Consider the following 18,754-nt stretch of genomic DNA (forward strand, 5'->3'; position numbering starts at 1 on the left):
GGGGGGGCGCTCCGCCGCTCCCGGCCCCGACCGGCGTGAGTGCGTCGCGGAGCACGCCGGTCGGAGCGCCGTCGAGGACGGCGTGCGAGAGCGTCCCCGTGAACGTGGGGTTCTGCCAGGTGGCCAACGACCGCGAGAAGTCGGAGGCCGCGACCGCCTGCCGTGCCGACGGCACGCTCGCGCGCTGGATCGGCGGCAGCGCCGCCCACCCGCGCGGCCCGGCCCCCGCGGGTGCCGAAACGGGCCCGGCCGCGGGCGAGGCCCCCGCGGGCGACGGCGGCTGGGCCGGTGCCTGCGCCGCAGGCCGAGGCTGGGCTGGCGCCGTGCCCCGGAGTCGGTCGAGGATTCCCATGGTCGTACGTCTCCCGCCCCGGTTACCGTTCCGCCGCGGCGCGCGTCACGAGCGTGGCGATCTGCTCGGCGTACCGGCGGCGGTCGCGGTGTTCGAGGTCCAGGATGTCCTCCAGGCTCCAGTGGAAGTGGTAGGCGATGTACGCGATCTCTTCGTGGACACGTTCGGTCGCGTACGTCACGATTCCCCCAGGCGGCTCCCGCCGAGCTCCACCTCGAAGGGCTGCTCGCAGTGCGGGCAGGTCACGCCGGCCCGGGTGTGGCCCTCTGCGTTGATCTGGCGGTAGAAGTCCTGCAGGAAGGCGAGGTCGGAGGCGAACATGTTCTCCACCACGCCGTCGTGGATGTGCGGGACGGTGCCCAGCCGGGTGATCACCCGGGCGAGCAGCACCACCGACAGGTACGCGGGGTTCTCCTGCACGCGCACGTCGCGCAGCGGGATGAGCTCGTCCCGGGCGGTCGCCAGGCGCATCACGCCCTCGCGGTGGACCGTGCCGGACTCGTCCACGTAGCCGCGCGGCAGCTCGAAGGCGAACTCCGTGCGCAACTGCCGCCGCACGGGCGCGGGTTCGACCGCCTGGGCCGCCGGATCCGCGAAGGCGGAACCGGCGGACAGGGCGGCCTCGGAACCGTCGGCGATGCCGCCGGACCTGGTGGCGGAGCCTCGGCGCATTACTCCATGATCATTTCTTCGTAGGTGATGGTGACGGTCTCGGTCAGCGCGGACGCCTCACCGGCCTTGACCGTGCTCGCGGAGACCTTGCTGCACCAGGCCTGGCGCAGGTGGTACCGCTTCACCGGGTTGTTCTGGTAGTCCATGACGATGATGCTGGCGTTCTTGCGGGCGGAGCCCATGTCGCCGCGGATCGAGGCGTTGATCCAGTCGTTGAAGGCCTTGGACTGGGTCATGCCGCGCACGACCGTCGCCTCGCCCGCGCGCTTCACGCCGGGGAGCTTCTTGACGACGGGCTGGCCGTTGGCCGAGACCTGCTGGAACTCGATGACGTCCTGGTTCATGTCCAGACCGGAGACCTCCTGGAGGTACTCGACCATGACGCCGTCGATCTGGAGGCCGAAATTGTGCGATGTGAGCGAATCGCCGGGCTGAAGGCTCATGCCTGGTGTTCCTTACTTCTGCTCGTACTGGTTGTGGCTCGTGGTGCGACGATGGGGAACGCCGGGGACTACTCCTCCAACTCGCCTGCGCCGCTGGAGAACTGCGCCAGCCGGAAGATCACGAACTCGGCCGGCTTCACCGGGGAGACGCCGATCTCGCAGATGACCCGGCCGAGATCCACGGACTCCGGCGGGTTGGACTCCGCGTCGCACTTCACGTAGTAGGCGTCGTCCGGCGTGGCGCCGAAGAGGGCGCCGCTGCGCCACTCGGTGACCAGGAAGGCGGAGATGTTGCGCCGGATCCGGGCCCACAGGGCCTGGTCGTTCGGCTCGAAGACCACCCACTGGGTGCCGGTGAGGATGGACTCCTCGAGGTAGTTGAAGTACCGGCGGACGTTCAGGTAGCGCCATGCCGGGTCCGAGGAGAGCGTGCGCGCGCCCCAGATGCGGATGCCGCGGCCGGGGAAGGCCCGGATGCAGTTGATGCCCAGCGGGTTGAGCAGGTCCTGCTCGCCGCGGGTGATCTGCATCTCCAGATCCACGGCGCCGCGGACGACCTCGTTGGCGGGGGCCTTGTGGACGCCGCGCTCGGAGTCGTTGCGGGCCCAGATGCCGGCCACGTGGCCGCTCGGCGGCACCATCCGGGTCTGCGAGGAGGCCGGGTCGAAGACCTTGATCCAGGGGTAGTACAGCGCGGCGTACTTGGAGTCGTAGCCGGCGGTCTCCTGGCGCCAGACCTGGATCTGACGCGCATTCAGGCTGGGCGGCGGGTCGATGATCGCCAGGCGGTCGCCCATCAGCTCGCAGTGGGCGATCAGCGCGAGCTGGACGGCCTTGACCGACTCCAGGTCGATCGCACCGCGCTGATAGGCGGCCATCAGGTCGGGGACGGCGACCATGGAGACCTCGTCCACGGCCTCCAGGCCGCCGAAGCCGGTGCGGTCGGCCGAGTCGCCGACGTACTCGCGGACGCCGACCTGCTCACCGTCGCTCACCGGAGCCGGGACGCCGGCCGGGGCCGCAGCCGGGGAGGCGGACGGCGCGGGCAGCGCGACCGTCTGGTTCTCCGGGCGGACCAGCTGCGCGGCAGGCGCGGCCTCCGACACGGTGATCAGCTTGGAGCGCTCCTTGACCTGCGTGACGACGTAGGTGCGGCTGCCCTTCTTCGCCGACACGTCGAAGGTCTCGACCGGCTTCTCGCCGTCCCTGACGACCAGGCGGAAGCGGTCGGCCGGGCCCTCGCCCTCGGGGTCGGCGACCTCGACGCTGATGGCGCCGCTCTCGCCCGCGGCGACGGCGGAGACCTTGAAGGAGCCCAGCTCCTTGGCCTCGCCCGGCAGCAGTGCGGCCCGCGCGGCACCGCCGGCCAGCACGGTCGGGGCGTGCGCGACCGAGCCGGAGACACCGCCTGCGACACCGCCGACGCGGACCACGTAGGCGGCGCTGCCGCCGTTGTTGAAGAAGCCGTAGACCGAGTGGGCGAGGTAGTAGCCGTCGGTGAACTCACCGAACTCGGCGACGTACTGCGACCAGTTGGTCACCAGCGTCGGCTCGTTGAGCGGGCCGGTCGGCGCGAGGCCGACGAACGCGGCCACCGAGGTACCCACTCCCTCGATGGGCCGCGAGCCGCTGGCGACCTCCTCCACGTAGACACCCGGCGACAGGTACGACGGCATGCTGAGCGCTCCTCGCAGTACAAGACAGGACCACGCCAACAATCCCTGTTCGTACGCGTTCCGGAAACGTCCCCGAGTGCCTGCCCCGGGGCACCGCCGATGCCCCGGTCGGTGCACCAACGGGCATCGGCCTGCGGCGCGGTCCTCATCACTGTCGCCGGCGTCCCGTCAGCACACGGCTGCGTCGGCACACGGCTGCGTCAGGACACGGCGGCGCCCGCGTGCAACTCCTCGCCGGACTGCCGGAAGACCCTGGCCATGCTGAGGTCGACGCTGTTCGGCAGCATCGCCTGGGGCCGCAGCAGGTCCTTGAGGAGGAAGCGCAGCAGCTCGTCACCGGAAAGGCTCTTCAGCCGGGCGGCGAGGTGCTGGTTGACCTCCTCGATGCGCTGGATCTCCATGATCGCCCGCTCCACCAGGCCCGGCACGATGTCGGCGCCCATGAGCGTGTTGGAGCGCATCCGATCGCTGTGGACCCTCTCCGGCCCTCCGGGAGCGCCGCCGTAGGTCATGGTGCTGTGCCGGTCCGACGCCGCCGCGGACATCGCGTAGGGAATCTGGCCCCTGCGCTCGGCGTTCGGCTCGTTGCCCATCGCTTCCACCAGCCTGTCGTCGTCCATCCGGGCGGCACCCGTCCCCCTGTCGAACCGCCGCACCGGGAGGGAGAACTCGGGCGAGAAGTTCTCCTCACGGGTGGCCAGCACGCTCTGCGTCCGCCCGGGGTCCTGAGGGTTCGCGCGCACGGTGGGGTACTCCCGCTGGGCGAAGTCGCTCAGCATCAGCCAGCCCTGGGACATCAGCGGGGACCGGGCCAGCGGCATCTCGACCCGGGTCGGCTCCTCGCCGCCGAACCGCGTCTCGCGGAACGGGCTGTTCGGCAGCTCCAGGTAGAAGAAGACGAACCCTTCGTTCGCCAGGACGTGTGCGTCGAAGGCCTGCGTGTTGTTCTCCGCCTCCGGGTTCGCCTTGAGCAGTTCGGTCATCGACTTCACGTGTCCCTGTCCCAGCATCGCCTCGGCCCGGGACCTGGGCGTGTAGTGGCACAGCATGCTGTGCTGGAGCGCTGCCGTCAGCCTGCTCCCGACACCGGCGACCCAGGCCTGTTCGCCGCGCCCGGCGATCTCCCTGGCCATCCCGGCCCGGTTCATCTCGGACAGTTCGCGGAAGTAGCTCGGGCCCTCCATGTGGAACGCGGCCGCACTGTCGGCCCACTCCTCGCGGCCCCACAGCATGCCGTGGTCGGTCATGGCCTTGAACGGCGCCCTGGCGTCCTCCGGGAGGCTGTCGTCGCGCTCGATCTGGCCCCTGACCACGTCGAGTTCGCCCTTCACGGCGGCGCGGGCCGCCTTGAGGAACGCCCCGGCGGGGCCTTCCTCGTTCTGCGAGGCGATGTCGAGCTGGATCGTCGACAGCGTCATCAGGCAGTGCATGGGGTCGCGGTTGGTGTCGCGGTCGTAGTCGGCCATCGACGCCCGGATGCGCGCCACGTGGGCGTCGTCCGGCGGCGGCTGCGTCTTGTTCAGTGCCGACAGCCGTCCCAGCAGCCCGCCGGCGCGCGGCGTCCCGGCCGCCGGCAGGGAGGAGCTGATGGCCTCGTGGCCCTTGCGCTGGACGGCGACCGGACCACCGGAGACCGCCGTCGTGCCGGTGTCGCCCTCCGGCTCTGCGGTGGCGCGCTGGACGGGCGGCTGGGTGGCCATGACCCGCGTCGCGTTGGCCTCGGCCTCGCGCTCGAAGCGGTCGCCCGGGTCGCTGACGCGCAGCCCGTCGCCGGTGTCCGTCCCCGCGACCGGCCCGCGCCGCTGCTGGATCACGTGGGTCAGCTCGTGGGCGAGGGTGTGCTTGTCGCTCCCGCCGTCCGTGAGGACCACGTGGTTGCCCGAGGTGTAGGCGTGGGCGCCGACCTCGGCGGCGGACCGCTGCGCCAGGGCGTCCGTGTGGATCCGCACGTCGGAGAAGTCGGCGCCGAGCCGGTCCTCCATCTCCTGGCGCAGGGTGTCCTGGAGGGGCTGCCCGGGCGAGCGGAGCACCTGGTGGGCCGTCGCGCGCTGGACCGGTCGGTCCTCGTGGGCGTGGGCGTCGTCGTGCGCGTGGTCGTGGCCCTGGTGGCCATGCTCCTGGCCCTGGGCCTGGTCCTCGGCCGACCGCTGGACGGAGGTGAGCATGCGGGTCACCGCCGCGTTGCCCGCCGCGCGCTGGAGGGCGAGCAGTTCGGCCGCCCCTGCGGGGGCCGCCGAGGGCTGTGGCTGCCGTTCACGCGCCCGGAGGGAGCGGGCGGAGTCGTCCCTCCGCGGGTCGGCTGCTGCCTTGTCGTGGGCGGGGACGCGCATGAAACCTGCCTCCGGCGGGGGTGTGGGTCTGGCACCTGAATACCCGCGAACACGTGCGTGGTACAGGTCCGTTCGGGCAGTTGTGCGGGAAGGAACGGCTGCCCCCGCCTCCGAGCCGGTGACCAACCGGGCAGCACGGCAGGTCCTTTGGGACGCGGACGGTGCCCCGGAGCCTCCTGACCCGCGCCTCGCGCTCCCGGTAGCTTCCCAAGGTGAGCCTATGGACTTCCCTGGAGCCCGCGTCCACGACGGTCGACGCGGGCAACACCGCCACCGTACGCCTGCGGATCCGCAACACCGGCGACATCGTCGACGAGTACCGCTTCACCGTCGTCGGCGACCTCGCCCCGTACATCACCGTCGAACCACCCACCCTCCGGCTCTACCCGGGCACCACGGGGACGGTCGAGCTCACGGTCGCACCGCCGCGCACCCCCGACGCCGCCGCCGGGCCGCACCCCTTCGCCGTCCAGGTCACCCCGACCGAGCACCCCGAGGCGACCACCGTCCCCGAGGGCAACATCACGGTGACGCCGTTCATGGAGGTGCGGGCCGAACTCGTTCCGCACACCGTCAAGGGGCGCTTCCGGGGACGGCCCAAGCTGGCCATCGACAACCTCGGCAACACCACCCTCACCGCCTCCGTGGCCGGCGACGACAACGGCGACCAGCTCGGCTACGAGGTGGTGCCGGCCAACGTCCAGATCGAGCCGGGCCGTGCGGCCTTCGTCAACGCCACGTTGAAGCCGCGTCAGATCATCTGGATCGGCCACAAGCAGAACCGCCCGTACCGGCTCTCGGTGCGCCGCTCGGGTGTCAACCCGCTGAACGTGGACGGCACCTACGTCCAGCGCGGCTTCCTGCCCCGCTGGCTGTTCACCGTGCTCAGCCTCTGCCTGGGGCTCGCCATCGCCTTCGTCGCGCTCTGGATGACCAACCCGCCCGCCTTCAGCAGCCAGGCCACGCCGCTGGCCGCGCAGGTCACCCCGAGCCAGCTCCCCACCCCGAGTCTTGCCCCCGCTCCCGCGCCGTCGCAGCCCGCCGCCACCCCCCAGGGCGGCGGCGCGCCCTCCACACCGGTGCAGGTCGCGCCGACCGGAGGAGGCGGCGGCAACGGCGGTGGGAGCGGTGGCAACGGCGGTGGTGGCGGTGCCCCGCACACGGCGCCCGCAGGCGGCGGCTCGGGTGTCGAGCTGGTCGGCCGGGGCTCCAGCCGGTGCATCACCGTGACCGACGGCGCGGCGGCCGGCGGCAAGGACGGCAAGCCGCTGGAACTGTGGGACTGCAGCGGAGCCGTCTGGCAGAAGTGGACCTTCGTCATGGACGGCTTGTCGGACAACCGCGGCACGATCCAGTCGCTGGGCCTGTGCATGGACGTCGCCAACGCCAACACGGCCGACGGCACCACCGTGCAACTGGCCAACTGCAACGGCGGCCCGGCCCAGGTGTGGACGCTGAACACCGCGCAGGGCGGCGACCTGGTGAACCCCCTCTCCAACAAGTGCGTGGACGCGGCCTACCAGGGGACCGGCAACGGGACCAGGCTGCAGATATGGGACTGCAACGGCCAGTCCAACCAGAAGTGGGTCCAGGACAAGCCCTGAGCACCTGCGGTTGACGCCTGGTGACGGCACGTGCGTGCGTCCGTCACCAGGCTCCGTGGTCGTCCAGGACCAGGCGTCCGGCCTTGCGGTACTCGCGCTGGGCGCCGGTCAGCAGGTCGGCGTCGGTGACCGCCTCGCCGCGGCCGGCCGCGGCATACGCGGCGGTGACCACGGCGCTGCGGATCGATCCCCCGGCCAGCTCGAACTCCCGGGCGCAGGGCTCCGGATCGATGCCCGGAGCGCAGGGCACCGAGACGAGGCTGTGCCGCCACAGCGCGAGCCGTTGGGCGGCGTCGGGGAAGGGGAAGTCCACCACCAGGTCGAGACGGCGCGTGAAGGCGTCGTCGATGTTGGCCCGCAGGTTGGTGGTGAGCAGAGCGATCCCGTCGAAGGACTCCAACCGCTGGAGGAGGTAGGCGCTCTCCAGGTTGGCGTAGCGGTCGTGGGCGTCCTTGACCTCGGAGCGCTTGCCGAAGACCGCGTCGGCCTCGTCGAAGAGCAGCACGGCGTCGGTGCGGTCGGCCTCGGTGAAGATCCGCTCCAGGTTCTTCTCGGTCTCGCCGACGTACTTGTCGACGACCGAGGAGAGCTGCACCACGTAGAGGTCCAGGCCGAGTTCGGCCGCGACGACCTCGGCGGAGAGGGTCTTGCCGGTGCCGGACTCCCCCGCGAACAGCGCCAGTACACCCCGGCCGCGGCCGCCTCCGGCGCTGAGCCGCCAGTCGCCGAGCACGCGGTCGCGGTGCCGCGCGCGCAGGGCGAGTTCGCGCAGGTGGGCCAGGGGCGCCTCGGGCAGCACCAGATCGTCCCAGGTGACGGCGGGCCGGATCCGGCGGGCGTGCTGCTCCAGACCGGAGGCGGACTGCTGCCGCGCGGCGCGGCGTACGTGCGCGGCGGACAGCGGGACGCCCTCGAACGCGGCCAACGCCCGGGCGGCGCGCGCGGCACGGCGGATGTGCTCGCCGCCGAGCCGGTAAGGCGCGACGACCTCGGCCAGTTCGCCCGCCAGGCCGTCGGACCGGTCGGCGGCGGCGTCACCGGCGTCGTCGCTTCCGCGCGCGGCCGTGCCCAGGGCGGCGGACCAGGTATCCAGGCCGCCGGAGCGCTGCCGGGGCGCGTCGAGCACCAGCGGATCGCTCCCGCCCTCGCACCACTGCGGATCGTAGGCCGCCGTCCCGGCCAACAGCACGGTCACGTCGGGGACGGCCAGCGCGCGCACCAACGGCCCTGGCTGCCCCGGCAGCGGGGAGACCACGAGGGCGCAGCCGCGCAGCCGGGCCTCGCGCAGCAGCGCTGAGAGCTCGTGGTCGGAGTCGTGGCGCGGCCGCTCGTGCTCGTGGTCGTGGGAGTCGGCGGGAGCGGACGCTGGGACGGGACCGCGGGGGGTGTAGTGCAGGGCCTCCAGGCCCGCAGCACGCAGTGCGGCGGCGGCACAGACGAGTCCGTCGCCTTCGCGGTGTTCGCGCAGGTGGACGACGAGCGGTCCGGCGGCGAGGCGTCCCGCGAGCCGCCGGGTCAGCGTGTCGTCCGCCCATCGGGCGAGCGGCGCGGCCGGCGGCCGGACGCGGCCGTCGAGCACGGGGTCCTGGGTGTCGTCGCCGAGCAGGTGGGCGACGACCCGGTCCGGAACGCGCAACGATCGGCTCAGGAAGGGCCGTTCGGGCTCCTCGACACAGAGCAGACCGAGGACGGCCAGTGCGGCGGCTGGGTGGAAGCGGGCGCGAGCCTCGGCCGAGTGCACGGGCAGGCCGCAGAGTTCCAGGGCGAGGCCGACGGTGGCCCGGCGGCGGCTGACGTCGTCGTTGAGGTAGCCGTAGAGCGGCTCGAAGGCGCGCTCCAGGTCCGGGGCGAGCGCGATGAGCAGCAGTTCGGCGTCGAGCGGGGTCAGCCCGAGCCGTTCGACGAGTCGCTGCAACCGGTCGACGCCGTCGGCTCCTGCGGCCACGTCGGTCTCCGCGGCCCCAACGGTTTCCGTGGGCCGGCTCGTGGGCGCGTCACCACCGGCGTCCTCCGCCGCGTCGGCGCGCCGGAGCAGGTGGCGCACCGCGTCCGGGGAGAGGTAGAGGCCGCGCAACGGGTCGTCGGCGGTGGGGTCGTCGGCGCTCCGCGCCGCGACCAGCCGTGCCACCCGCTCCCGCAGCCGGTCGAGCCGGGCGAGCAGCGGCGTGGACGGGTTCACGGCCGCACGCCGTCCTCGCCGACGCGCCCCGACAGATGCCGCGGCGGGTACCGGCGCTCGGGCGAGTCCTCCGTCGCGCCGTCCAGGCCGCGCACCCGCACGCCCAGCTCGGTGACCGGCGGGCCCGCGTCGTACTCGGGGTAGGACAGCATGGGGACGGTGACCACCACGTCGATGGAGGGCTTCAGTTCGCCCCCGAGCGCGGACCAGATCTCCGCGGTGGAGCGGGCCTCCGTGCTCAACGTGGCGACGCTGAGCGGCACGGTCAGGCCGAGCGCCGCGAGCGACCCGGTCAGCTCCTCGGGCGGCAGCAGTTCGCGGGGCAGCAGTGTCGCGAGGACCGCCGAGAGCATCCGGTGCTCGTCCTGCGGGCGCTTGGTCCAGGCGGTGATCAGGTAGGCCAGCCGGAACCAGCGCGGCGGCTGGCGGCGGCGCACGGTGACGCCCTGCTCGTTCCTGACTGCGACGGCCCCGCGTTCGCGCCGCCGGGTGTCCTCGCGGATGTCGTAGAGATAGCAGTCGACGGTGGGGGCGTTGCGCCGGGCCGCCCAGTCGCGGGTCGGCGCCTCGAAGGCGATCTCGACGCCGCTGCCCGCCAGGGCGCCTCCCGTCAGCAGTGACTTGAGGACCTCGTCCACCTCGTGGATCACTGCTGCGCGCCCTTCACTTGCCGCCTGTCAGGTAGTGCCGGTCACATCCTGCCGCTCCACCGGCCTGCCCCGGCAGGCGTTCCGGGGACGATTCGAGGGCATTCCGTGTTGCCCTGGGGGGCATTGGTACGCGTCCCAACTGTCAGATGTAGCCTTCCCTCAGGGCATAGGCCACGGCATGAGCGCGGTTGCGGAGTTGGAGCCGGGTCGTGAGTCCGTGCATCACGTTCTTGACGGTTCGTTCGGAGTACGAGAGCTTGCTGGCGATTTCCCCGGTGTCCATTCCCTCGGCGACCAGCCGGACCACGTCGACCTCGCGCGGCGCCAGACCGTGCACGGGAGTGTCGGACGAGCCCGAGGCGCCGCGCTGCATGGTGCCCACCTGGGTCATCAGCCGCCCCAGCAGGTCCGCCGGGAGATCCCCGTCGCCGCGGGAGGCGGCCTGGACGGCCTGGTGGAGCCGGTGCCCGGTGGCCTCGCGCCGCCAGACGATGGCGCCGACCCCGCACTCGATCACCTGCAGCAGTTCGGCCTCGCGGACCGACGTGGCGACCAGCACGGCGCGGGTGCCGTCGCTGCGCGCCAGACGCCGCAGCGAGGAGAGCGTCGGCTCGTCGGGCGCCTCGGCGACCAGCACCGCCACCGCGCCCGCCCGGCCGCCGACCGACTCGACCAGTTCGACGCCCGCCTGCGTGCGCAGTTGGCTGCGCACCCCGGCGAGCGAGATCGGGTCATCGGCGTACACGGCGACCGGTATCGCGCCGACGGCGTCCGCGGACCCGGAACACGTGCGCACCATCATGACCCACCATCCTCACGTTCCTCACGATCCGGGCCTGTTGACCGATATGACGACGTTGACCCAGATGAAAGCCAGCCTCCGGTGAACCGAACCAGCTCCGCAATCGTGGATAACCACGGGATGCGCCACGAGCGCCCCCGGGACGGCCACCACGAGGCGCACCACGACGGACACCACGAGAGGCACCACGAGACACACCACGACTGGCACCACACGGGGGACCACGGGACACCCCACGGACGGCACCACGACATCGACGACGGCTTCGCGGCCCTCCGGGAGGATCCGATGACCTCGACCGGCACGCACGACCTCGGTGACGGGCCCCTGTACGAGCGCGAGGACGCCCTGCGGCTGGCGGCCTCGGAGGTCCGCCGTGCGCGGTCCGGCTCCGGGCGGCTGGTGCTGCTGCGCGGCGCGACCGGGACGGGGCGCAGCGCGCTGCTGGAGGCCGTCGCCGCGCACGGCGCCGCGCAGGGCCTGCGGGTGCTGCGCGCCCGCTGCTCGGCCGAGCGCCGCGACACCGAGTTCGGTGCCCTGTCCCACCTCCTGGAGCCGCAACGGGGCGAGCCGCGACGAAGCGAGCGGCAGCCCGAGTCGGCATCAGACGGACTCACGGCCGCGCGGGTTGCCGACCGGCTGTGGCGGCTGCTGCGCGACCGGGCCGCCGCGGGGCCGCTGCTGCTGGCCGTGGACGACGTCCATCTCGCCGACACCGCGTCGCGGCGGTTCCTCGCCGAGGCGGCCCGGCGGCTGGACACGCTGCCGCTGCTGATCGTGGTCACCGAACGCGGCCAGTACGACGTCGCCGCGCCCGTGCCGGGGCTCGCCCACACCCTCTCGTCGACGCTGGTGCGCAGTCACGTCCTCGCACCGCTCGGTCGGGGGTCCGTCGAGGCGATGGTCCGCGACCGTCTCGGCGCGCGCGCCGCCGACGCGTGGGTGGACGGCTGCGTGCGGGCCGGTGCGGGCAGCCCGCTGCTTCTGCGTGCCCTGTTGGATGACATGAGCGCGCCCACGCCGGAGGGGTCCGCCCCGGCCCGCTTCCCCGAGAGCTGCGCCGACCTGTACCCGGGCGCGTACGCGGCCGCGGTCACCTGGTGGCTGGAGAACGCGGGCCCGGAGACCGCCGCCGTCGCCCGCGCACTGGCCGACCTCGCCCACACGACAGGTGCGGGCTTCGCGCAGGAGGCGCCGGCCGACCTCGACCTGGTCGCCGGGGTCGCCGGGGCCGACCCGGCCCGGGTGGCCGGCTGGATGACCGCCATGGTCCGGCTGGGTCTGCTCCGCGAGGACGGCGAGCGGGGTCAGCTGCGCTTCGCCCACCCGCTGCTCCGCGACGCTGTGCTGGACGGCTGGCGGCGCGCCGAACGGCAGGCCGCCCACCGCGAGGCCGCCGCCCACCGGCAGCGCAGGGGCGACCCCGCGGACGCGGTCGCCGCCCACCTGCTGCACGCCCCCGCGACGGGAGCCCCGTGGGCCGTCGACTCGCTGCGGGACGCGGCGGCCACGGCCGTCCGCACGGGCCGGACCGCGGACGCGGTGACGCTGCTGCGCCGCGCGCTGGAGGAACCAGTCCCCCGCGCGCGCCGCGCCGAGGTGCTGACCGAACTGGGCTCACTGGAGCTGGCCTCGCGGCGCGGCAGCGGCATCCCCCGGCTGACCGAGGCGCTGCGGCTGCGCGAGGACCCCGGCGAGCGGGTGCAGGCCACGGTGGCCCTCGGCCACGCCCTGGCCCGGCGGGGCGAGGCACGCGCCGCCGTCACCCTGCTGCACGACCTGGAGGCGGACGGCTCCCTGACGGGCCGACCGGTGCCGGCCCGCACCGTCCGGCTGGCCTCGGTGATCCTCTCCGACCACGACCGGGACGTGCGGCGCGAGGTCTACGACGGGCTGCGCGAGACCGCCGAGCACAGCCCGGCACTGGTCGGCCCGGCAGAGCGCGCCCTGCTGGTCCGCTACGAGGCCACAGCCGGACTGCTCTCCGCCGACGCGGCCATGCTCCGCGTCCGCGCCCTGCTCTCCGCGGACGAAGACCCGCAGCTGATGCCGTATCTGCTGGGCACGGCCGCCGCCGTGGCGCAGTGGGCCGACGCCCTGGACGAGGCCGAGCGGCTGGTCCGGCACGGGCTGGCCGCCTACCGGCTGCCCCCGCTGCACCCGATGTACCCGGCGCTGCGCAACACCCAGTGGGACATCGCCGCGGCGCGCGGCGACCACGCCCGCCTGCTGGCCGAGTTCGAGCGCCGCGAGGGCGGCTCGGACCGAGCGGGCAACCTCCCCGCGCACGCCCTGCTGGCACTGGTGGAGACCGGGCGGTTGGCCGCCGCCGCACGGCTGGCCGCCGAGGTCGACGTCCGCGACGCCCACGACACCTGGGAGTTGAACCGCTTCCTGTATGCGCGCGGCGTGCTGCGCGCGGCGTCGGGAGCTTTTCAGGAGGCGGTGGACGACTTCCTGGAGTCCGGTCGCCGGCAGACCGCACGCGACGTGCTCAGTCCCGTGGTGACGCCGTGGCGCTCGGCCGCGGCCGAATGCCTGCTGGCCCTCGGCTCACCGCAGACCGCGCTGCCGCTCGCCGAGGAGGAGTACCGGCTGGCATCGGTCTGGGGCACCCCCCGGGTGCTCGGCCGCGCCCTGCGCGTCCTCGGCGCGGCCGGCAACGGCCGCCGCGGCCTGGAGCTCACCGCGCAGGCCGTGGAGACGCTGCGCGGCGGCGGCGCGGACACCGAGCTGGCCGCCGCGCTGATCGCCCAGGGCCGTCGGCTCACCGCCGCCGGACAGCGCCTCCAGGCCCGCGCGCTGCTCCGCGAGGCCGCGGCCGTCGCCGAACGCGCGGGCTCCGTCCGCCTGCTGGGCCAGGCCGAGCAGGCGCTGCGCACCGGCAGGCCGCGCCTGCGCGCCACCCATCACAGCGGCGTCGACGCGCTCACCGAGAGCGAACTGCGCATCGCCCGGCTCGCCGCCGACGGCCGCACCAACGCGGAGATTGCCGCACTGCTCCATCTGGCCCGCCGCACCGTGGAGACCCACCTGACCGCCACCTACCGCAAACTCGACATCCGCGGCCGCACCGAACTCCCCTCCGCCCTCGACGCCGCCCCACCCACCCGCCTCTCCCTGCGCGCCGTCCGCTCCCCATCCCCATCGGCATCCCCCTGCACCCCGTCAACCGACCAACAACCGGGAGCACTGGCCCAGTGAGAACGCAGCCTTCTGACGTGCCGGAGCCGGTGCCGCCCGGAGCGCCAAGCCCAGTCGTGTCCGGATGCATTCCTGGGTGGGGATCTGCAGCAGGGGGCCATGTCCAGCGGAGTCGTCTCGATCATCGTCGCCGCTGTCGGTGTTCTCGGCACCCTGCGTGACGACAGCGTCACCGAAGAGATCCGCAAGGAAGTAGCCAGGTCCCGGCGCGACTACCGCGCCACCCGCGGGGAAGCTCCGATGGTGATCAGCGATCAGGCGCTTGAGGCTGGCTCGCTGGTCAATCGTGAGCTCGGCCGAGCCTACGGGATGCTCACACGTATTGATCGGGGGCAGCCGCCGCGCAGGGATGACAGCCTCGACGAGGTTGAGCGGCTGCTCCACAGCGTGATGCTGGCAACCAACGTGATGCGGAAGCAGATGCGGAGCGACCTTGGCGTGGACAGCCCGGCAGGTCTGGGTGACTGATCGCTCCGTCCGATCAAGCCGGTCCACTCAGCAGTCATCGGCCCCCGAAGGCTGCTCGATCGCCCAGGGGCCCCGGGTTCGTCCCGCTCGCGTAGCGGTTCGCGGCGGATGTAGTCCTGGCTCACGATCGCCAGCCCTCGTCCATAGGCCTTCGCAACGCCTGGGCGAGGGAGGACTTGCCGCTGGCGCTGTTGCCGCGGAGCACGACCAGGACCGGCGTCACTGGGAGTCGGCTCCTTCAGGGTGGGTCGCTGGGCGGGACGCGCGGAAGACGGTGGTGACCGCGTGGGAGTCGGGGTTGGACGAGGGGCAGAGTTGCAGTTCGATGCCGGTGAACCCGGATGAGGTCAGCACGTCCTGCCACAGGTCGGGTGTCAGCACCCAGCGCATCACCGTCTCGGTCCGCTCAGCACCGACCATGCGCAGCTGTTCTGGGCGCGGCGCGAGGACGGAGCCTGGGCCGGAGCCGTGGTCGTTGGTGTGCAGGACGCTCGCGGCGAAGAGACCACTCGGCTTGAGCGCCGCCGCGATGGCCGGCAGGAGATGCTCCGGGGCGGTGTGACACAGGGCTCCGCGACAGCTGTAGATCACGTCCCAAGCCGCCGGAGTGCGCTGCAGGAACTCCGCGGCGTCCGCGTGGACGAATGTGAGGTCGGGAACCTCGCCGAAGCGGTCCTCGGCGCGGCGAAGTTGTGAGGCGGAGCTGTCGACCGCGGTGACGTGGGCCCTGTGGTCGCGGGCAAGGTGGGCGGCGGACTGGCCGATGCCGCAGCCGAGGTCGAGCACGCGACGGCCTTCGAGCGCGCCGAGGTAACCTGCGCCGGGGCCGGGGTGCCCGAACGCCCAGGGGATCGCATCGAGGGCTTCGATCTCGGTGCCCCGGGCCAGGTGGTGGGTGCCGTAGGCGTACCAGGTGGCGACGTTGACCTCTTCGGCTGTCGCGCCCGTCGGGCGGCTGCCGCTGCGGTTCTGTTCAGGTGTGGTCATGAGGTGCTCGCGGGGGTGTCGGCGGAGGGCTGTCCCGGGATGCGGGCGGCCCGGTCGGCGGAGTACTGGTCGGCCTGGATCCGGTACATCGCGGCGTAGCGGCCCTGATGCTTCATCAGGGATTCGTGGTCGCCGTGCTCGACGAGGCGGCCGTCGTGGAGGACGAAGATCTGGTCGGCATGGCGGACCGCGGCCATCCGGTGGGTGACCAGGACGACGGTGGTGTCCTGGTCCGCCATGGCGCGGATGCGTTCGAAGGAGGCGATCTCGGCGGCCGGGTCGAGGGCGGAGGTGGGTTCGTCGGCGATGACGAGGCGGGCTTGGCGGAACGCGCTACGGGCCAGGCCGACCTTCTGCCACTGGCCGCCGGAGAGTTCCGCGCCGCGGCGGAACTGGCGGGCGAGCAGGGTGCTCATGCCGTCGGGCAGGGAGGCGACGACGGTGTCGGCCCCTGCGTACGCGGCCGCCTCTTCGAGGCGGCGCGGGTCAGGGGTGCGGTCGGGTTGGCCGATGGCGATGTTGGTGGCGGCGGTGAAGGGCCAGCGTTCGAACTCCTGGTTCAGCAGGCTGATCCGGGCGAAGACCTGGTGCCGGTCGGCGGCGGCCACGTCGACGCCGTTCCACTCGATCCGGCCGGTGTCGGGCAGATGCAGGCCGGCGAGCAGCTTGACCAGGGTGCTCTTGCCGGAGCCGTTCTCGCCGACGAGCGCGACGACCTGTCCGGCGGGGATCTCCAGCGAGACGCCGTCGAGCGCGGGGGCGTCGCGACCCGGGTAGGTGAAGGTGACCTCGTCCAGAAGCACGTGGCCTGCCGTGTCGGGGAGGTCCTGGCCGCTCTCGGGGATGGCGCGACGGCGCGCCTCGTCCAGGAACCGATCGAGATCGGCGACGTAGAGCGACTGCTCGTGCATGTTGTTGATGTTCTGAACCAGGCCGCCGAGGGAGGCGGTGCCCGATCGGATCGCCAGGACGGCGGTGGCGCCGACGGCGATCTCCACCTTCCCGGTCAGGATCAGTGCCAGCAGGGTGGAGTACGTGGCCAGCGAGGCGAGCCCGCCCAGCGCGGCGGCGAGCAGCTCCGTCATCGCCTTGTCCCGGGCCAGCCGGGTCTGCTCCGTCTCCGCGGCCTGGGCCATGAGCCGGAAGTGCCTGAGGATGAACGCCCCGACGCCGTGCACCCGGACCTCCTGGGCGGCGCTGCGTGAAGTCAGCAGTTGGCCGAGGACCCGCTCGGCGCGGGTGTGCTCGACCCACTGCATCTGCGAGACGTAGCGGCGCTGGGACACCCGCATCGCTCCCCAGCCGCGCGGGAGCACGATCAGCAGCAGCATCGGCAGCAGCACCGGATGCAGCACGGTGAGCACACTCGCCACCGCGCCGAGGGAGAAGAGGCCGTTGACGGTGGCGACCCAGGAGCTGACCATGCGGCGCGCCTCGGCGGCGCTGAACTGGGCGACGTCCACCAGGCGTTGGAACGCCGCGTCCTCGACGGCCGCCAGCTCCACCTGGGCGGCTCCGGAGAGGTAGAGCTCGGAGACACGCCGTTCGATCTTGGGCTCCAACCGCCCCGTCGCGGACGTGGACAGGGAGGCCAGCACCGCGTTCACCGTCGCGATCACCGCGACCGCCGCCAGCGCGGGCTCGGCGGCGTGCAGGCGGGCTTCGACCGGTCCGGCGGCGAAGAGGTGTCGCAGCAGACCGGTGACTGCCAGGTAACTGAGCGCACCGGCCAGGCCCTGCCCGGTCTCGGTGACGGCGATCGTCAGCAGGGCCCGCCGGTCCGCGGCCCAGGCGAGCCGGAGCACCGTCCCGACCAGCCGGGGCAGCGAGCACAGCGTGCCCAGCAGCGTCATCTGCAGGCGCGCGTACTCGTGTTGGGTCCATCCCATGTCCCAGCGCAGCGGGCCGCCGAACAGCTCGGTCTCGCTGGCCGACACCACCCCCTGCGCGGGAACCGGCCGTGCCAGCAGCCGCAACCACCTCATCGCCGAACCCCTCCCCCACGGCCCGGCCACGTCTCGTGCGGGGGGGAGCAGGTGGACTCCGTCGTCGGTGGCGGGTGGATGTGCCATGGGATGGTCCTCCGTTCCAGCGGCGGGAGGGTCGGGGCAACGCCGGACAGGCCGCGCGGTCGCCTCGGACACCAGTCCCCTTCTCGCACGCAAGTCGGGGATGCCAGGAGTTCAACCTACGCGGGTCGACGGCGGGTCCGGCGGGACCTCGCCGGGTTGTCACGCGATCGGATGAGGGGCGTCAACTGCATTGACCACTGGCGGGTTTACCGTGCTCCGGAGTCTGGCAGACGCCACTGACATCCGCTCCACGCAGGCCGCTCGGCCCGGACTCGCGCAGGCACGTCCATCCACGGGACCCCGTCGAGGACGCCCGCCTCGTCCCACGCCTCGTCGACGTCAGTGCCGCAGCAGGTGACGGGCCGCCAGGAAGGCCTGGAGCTCCTGGGCCTGGCGCTCGCTGAAGGCGCGCTCCGGGACCGGCACGCTCGAGGCGGGCGTCTCGTGGAAGTGCCAGAAGCCGCCGGTGCGCTTGACGCCGGTCAAGACGTCCCAGCGCAGGGTCGCCGAGCGACCGGGGGTGGAGACGGTGAGCATCTCGTCCGTCAGCCTGAGCGTTCTGGCATCCCCCATCGCCTTCTGCGCCCTGGCAAGCTGCGCCCGGAGGCTGAGTTCGACGGTGAGGAACAACAGCAGCGCGGAAGCCCCCGCGACCTGGAACACCACCGGGGGAAAGCCCTTCACCGGCACGAAGGACAGGCCGATGAGGACCGCCGCGCAGGGAAGGGCGCGAAACCGCGCACTGCGCGTGCTGAGCTTGCCGCGGCGGAACTCGCCCGGGCGGTAGGTGTAGTCCGTCTCGATGTCCATGTGCGCCCCCGTGATCGTCAAAGGATGTCCGGCGCACGAAGGATAGCCACGGCCCCCGACGCCCGGGCGGCGTCGGGGGCCCGCCCGTCGCCGTCAGGCGGGTCGGCGCGGGGGCGCTCACACCTCCCGGAGGGTCTTCTCCGCCTGCGCGAGGGTGCGGCGTGCCATGGCGAGGTTGGCCTTCTGACGGTCCAGGGCGAGGTAGAAGTACAGGCCGTCCGCCCCGGGCGCGGTGGTCGGGCGAATCAGGTGGTACTGCCCGGTCAGTGTGATCAGGATGTCGTCGATCTCGCCTTCGAGGCGCAGCATCTCCATCGTGCGCATCTTCGCTCTCACGACATCCGTGTTGCCTGCGGCGGCGGCCGTCAGATCGAAGTGGGGGCCGCCTCCGGCGACGCCCAGGGCGAGCCCGCTCTGATAGTCGACGAGTGCGGCGCCGATGGCCCCTTCGATGCGTAGGAGGCGGGCAAGGCACTGGTCCGTGGTGGTGTTAGCCATGGACGGT

At 72.8% G+C, this 18,754-nt stretch carries 15 protein-coding genes and 1 pseudogene; 3 read left to right on the top strand and 13 right to left on the bottom strand.

Annotation, left to right across the window (positions count from 1 at the left end):
- Window positions 1-374 precede the first annotated feature (374 nt).
- The 5 genes from TR49_RS44595 to TR49_RS47060 all read right to left on the bottom strand — a co-directional run bounded on the left by TR49_RS44595 (window position 375) and on the right by TR49_RS47060 (window position 5,473).
- Window positions 375-533: a DUF6760 family protein gene (locus TR49_RS44595; protein ID WP_169790004.1), complete on the bottom strand. Its 159-nt coding sequence runs from the start codon at window positions 531-533 to the stop codon at window positions 375-377.
- Window positions 530-1,024, bottom strand: a complete 495-nt coding sequence (locus TR49_RS24535; protein ID WP_042385270.1) for a hypothetical protein — start codon at window positions 1,022-1,024, stop codon at window positions 530-532. The genes TR49_RS44595 and TR49_RS24535 overlap by 4 nt, the downstream gene beginning before the upstream one ends.
- Entirely contained in the window at window positions 1,024-1,467 is a 444-nt protein-coding gene (locus tag TR49_RS24540) for a phage tail protein (protein WP_042385278.1), read from the bottom strand. Before TR49_RS24540 ends, TR49_RS24535 begins: the two co-directional genes overlap by 1 nt.
- Window positions 1,468-1,535: 68 nt before the next feature.
- Window positions 1,536-3,143, bottom strand: coding sequence for a phage tail sheath subtilisin-like domain-containing protein (locus TR49_RS24545; protein WP_042385281.1), 1,608 nt, complete (start codon window positions 3,141-3,143; stop codon window positions 1,536-1,538).
- A gap of 200 nt (window positions 3,144-3,343) precedes the next feature.
- Window positions 3,344-5,473, bottom strand: a complete 2,130-nt coding sequence (locus TR49_RS47060; RefSeq protein ID WP_052434604.1) for an eCIS core domain-containing protein — start codon at window positions 5,471-5,473, stop codon at window positions 3,344-3,346.
- Window positions 5,474-5,685: 212 nt separating this feature from the next.
- On the opposite strand from TR49_RS47060, the gene TR49_RS24555 reads away from it, so the two are divergent.
- The gene (locus tag TR49_RS24555) at window positions 5,686-7,077 is read left to right on the top strand and encodes a ricin-type beta-trefoil lectin domain protein (protein ID WP_042385282.1); all 1,392 of its coding nucleotides are present in this window, start codon (window positions 5,686-5,688) and stop codon (window positions 7,075-7,077) included.
- Window positions 7,078-7,120: 43 nt separating this feature from the next.
- Here TR49_RS24555 and TR49_RS24560 read toward each other — a convergent pair whose 3' ends face one another.
- The 3 genes from TR49_RS24560 to TR49_RS24570 form a co-directional block, all read right to left on the bottom strand.
- Window positions 7,121-9,256, bottom strand: coding sequence for an ATP-binding protein (locus TR49_RS24560; protein ID WP_042385285.1), 2,136 nt, complete (start codon window positions 9,254-9,256; stop codon window positions 7,121-7,123).
- The gene (locus tag TR49_RS24565) at window positions 9,253-9,906 is read right to left on the bottom strand and encodes a Pvc16 family protein (RefSeq protein ID WP_042385286.1); all 654 of its coding nucleotides are present in this window, start codon (window positions 9,904-9,906) and stop codon (window positions 9,253-9,255) included. The genes TR49_RS24560 and TR49_RS24565 overlap by 4 nt, the downstream gene beginning before the upstream one ends.
- Before the next feature lie 142 nt (window positions 9,907-10,048).
- Window positions 10,049-10,708, bottom strand: coding sequence for a helix-turn-helix transcriptional regulator (locus TR49_RS24570; protein ID WP_042385289.1), 660 nt, complete (start codon window positions 10,706-10,708; stop codon window positions 10,049-10,051).
- A 288-nt stretch (window positions 10,709-10,996) separates the two neighbouring features.
- Between TR49_RS24570 and TR49_RS24575 the strand changes: the two genes are divergently transcribed.
- Both TR49_RS24575 and TR49_RS45800 read left to right on the top strand, forming a co-directional pair.
- Window positions 10,997-13,912 carry an AAA family ATPase gene (locus TR49_RS24575; RefSeq protein WP_084725377.1) on the top strand — a complete coding sequence of 972 codons (2,916 nt, stop codon included), beginning with the start codon at window positions 10,997-10,999 and terminating at the stop codon, window positions 13,910-13,912.
- A 99-nt stretch (window positions 13,913-14,011) separates the two neighbouring features.
- The gene (locus tag TR49_RS45800) at window positions 14,012-14,380 is read left to right on the top strand and encodes a hypothetical protein (protein WP_052434605.1); all 369 of its coding nucleotides are present in this window, start codon (window positions 14,012-14,014) and stop codon (window positions 14,378-14,380) included.
- Window positions 14,381-14,448: 68 nt separating this feature from the next.
- Here TR49_RS45800 and TR49_RS45805 read toward each other — a convergent pair.
- The 5 genes and pseudogenes from TR49_RS45805 to TR49_RS24600 all read right to left on the bottom strand — a co-directional run.
- Window positions 14,449-14,603: pseudogene (locus TR49_RS45805) on the bottom strand (kinase); the annotation flags it as partial.
- On the bottom strand, window positions 14,600-15,367 hold the full coding sequence (locus TR49_RS24585) for a class I SAM-dependent methyltransferase (protein WP_052434606.1): 768 nt from the start codon (window positions 15,365-15,367) through the stop codon (window positions 14,600-14,602). The gene TR49_RS24585 and the pseudogene TR49_RS45805, both read right to left, overlap by 4 nt.
- Entirely contained in the window at window positions 15,364-17,352 is a 1,989-nt protein-coding gene (locus TR49_RS24590; protein ID WP_042385291.1) for an ABC transporter ATP-binding protein, read from the bottom strand. Before TR49_RS24590 ends, TR49_RS24585 begins: the two co-directional genes overlap by 4 nt.
- A gap of 426 nt (window positions 17,353-17,778) precedes the next feature.
- A complete protein-coding gene (locus tag TR49_RS24595; protein WP_042385292.1) occupies window positions 17,779-18,249 on the bottom strand; it encodes a YcxB family protein in 471 nt (156 codons plus the stop codon).
- Window positions 18,250-18,366: 117 nt separating this feature from the next.
- Window positions 18,367-18,747 (bottom strand): hypothetical protein, encoded by a 381-nt coding sequence (locus TR49_RS24600; RefSeq protein WP_042385295.1) that lies wholly within the window; start codon window positions 18,745-18,747, stop codon window positions 18,367-18,369.
- Between the last annotated feature and the right edge of the window lie 7 nt (window positions 18,748-18,754).

It is taken from the genome of Streptacidiphilus melanogenes (assembly GCF_000787835.1).
In the GTDB taxonomy this organism is placed as follows: Bacteria; Actinomycetota; Actinomycetes; order Streptomycetales; family Streptomycetaceae; genus Streptacidiphilus; species Streptacidiphilus melanogenes.

Excerpts from the sequence above, each read along its gene's own strand:
- TR49_RS24535 (WP_042385270.1), bottom strand. The coding sequence starts at position 1,024 with ATGCGCCGAGGCTCCGCCACCAGGTCCGGCGGCATCGCCGACGGTTCC.
- TR49_RS24540 (WP_042385278.1), bottom strand. The coding sequence starts at position 1,467 with ATGAGCCTTCAGCCCGGCGATTCGCTCACATCGCACAATTTCGGCCTC.
- TR49_RS24545 (WP_042385281.1), bottom strand. The coding sequence starts at position 3,143 with ATGCCGTCGTACCTGTCGCCGGGTGTCTACGTGGAGGAGGTCGCCAGC.
- TR49_RS47060 (WP_052434604.1), bottom strand. The coding sequence starts at position 5,473 with ATGCGCGTCCCCGCCCACGACAAGGCAGCAGCCGACCCGCGGAGGGAC.
- TR49_RS24570 (WP_042385289.1), bottom strand. The coding sequence starts at position 10,708 with ATGATGGTGCGCACGTGTTCCGGGTCCGCGGACGCCGTCGGCGCGATA.
- TR49_RS24575 (WP_084725377.1), top strand. The coding sequence starts at position 10,997 with ATGACCTCGACCGGCACGCACGACCTCGGTGACGGGCCCCTGTACGAG.
- TR49_RS45800 (WP_052434605.1), top strand. The coding sequence starts at position 14,012 with ATGTCCAGCGGAGTCGTCTCGATCATCGTCGCCGCTGTCGGTGTTCTC.
- TR49_RS24585 (WP_052434606.1), bottom strand. The coding sequence starts at position 15,367 with ATGACCACACCTGAACAGAACCGCAGCGGCAGCCGCCCGACGGGCGCG.
- TR49_RS24590 (WP_042385291.1), bottom strand. The coding sequence starts at position 17,352 with ATGAGGTGGTTGCGGCTGCTGGCACGGCCGGTTCCCGCGCAGGGGGTG.
- TR49_RS24595 (WP_042385292.1), bottom strand. The coding sequence starts at position 18,249 with ATGGACATCGAGACGGACTACACCTACCGCCCGGGCGAGTTCCGCCGC.
- TR49_RS24600 (WP_042385295.1), bottom strand. The coding sequence starts at position 18,747 with ATGGCTAACACCACCACGGACCAGTGCCTTGCCCGCCTCCTACGCATC.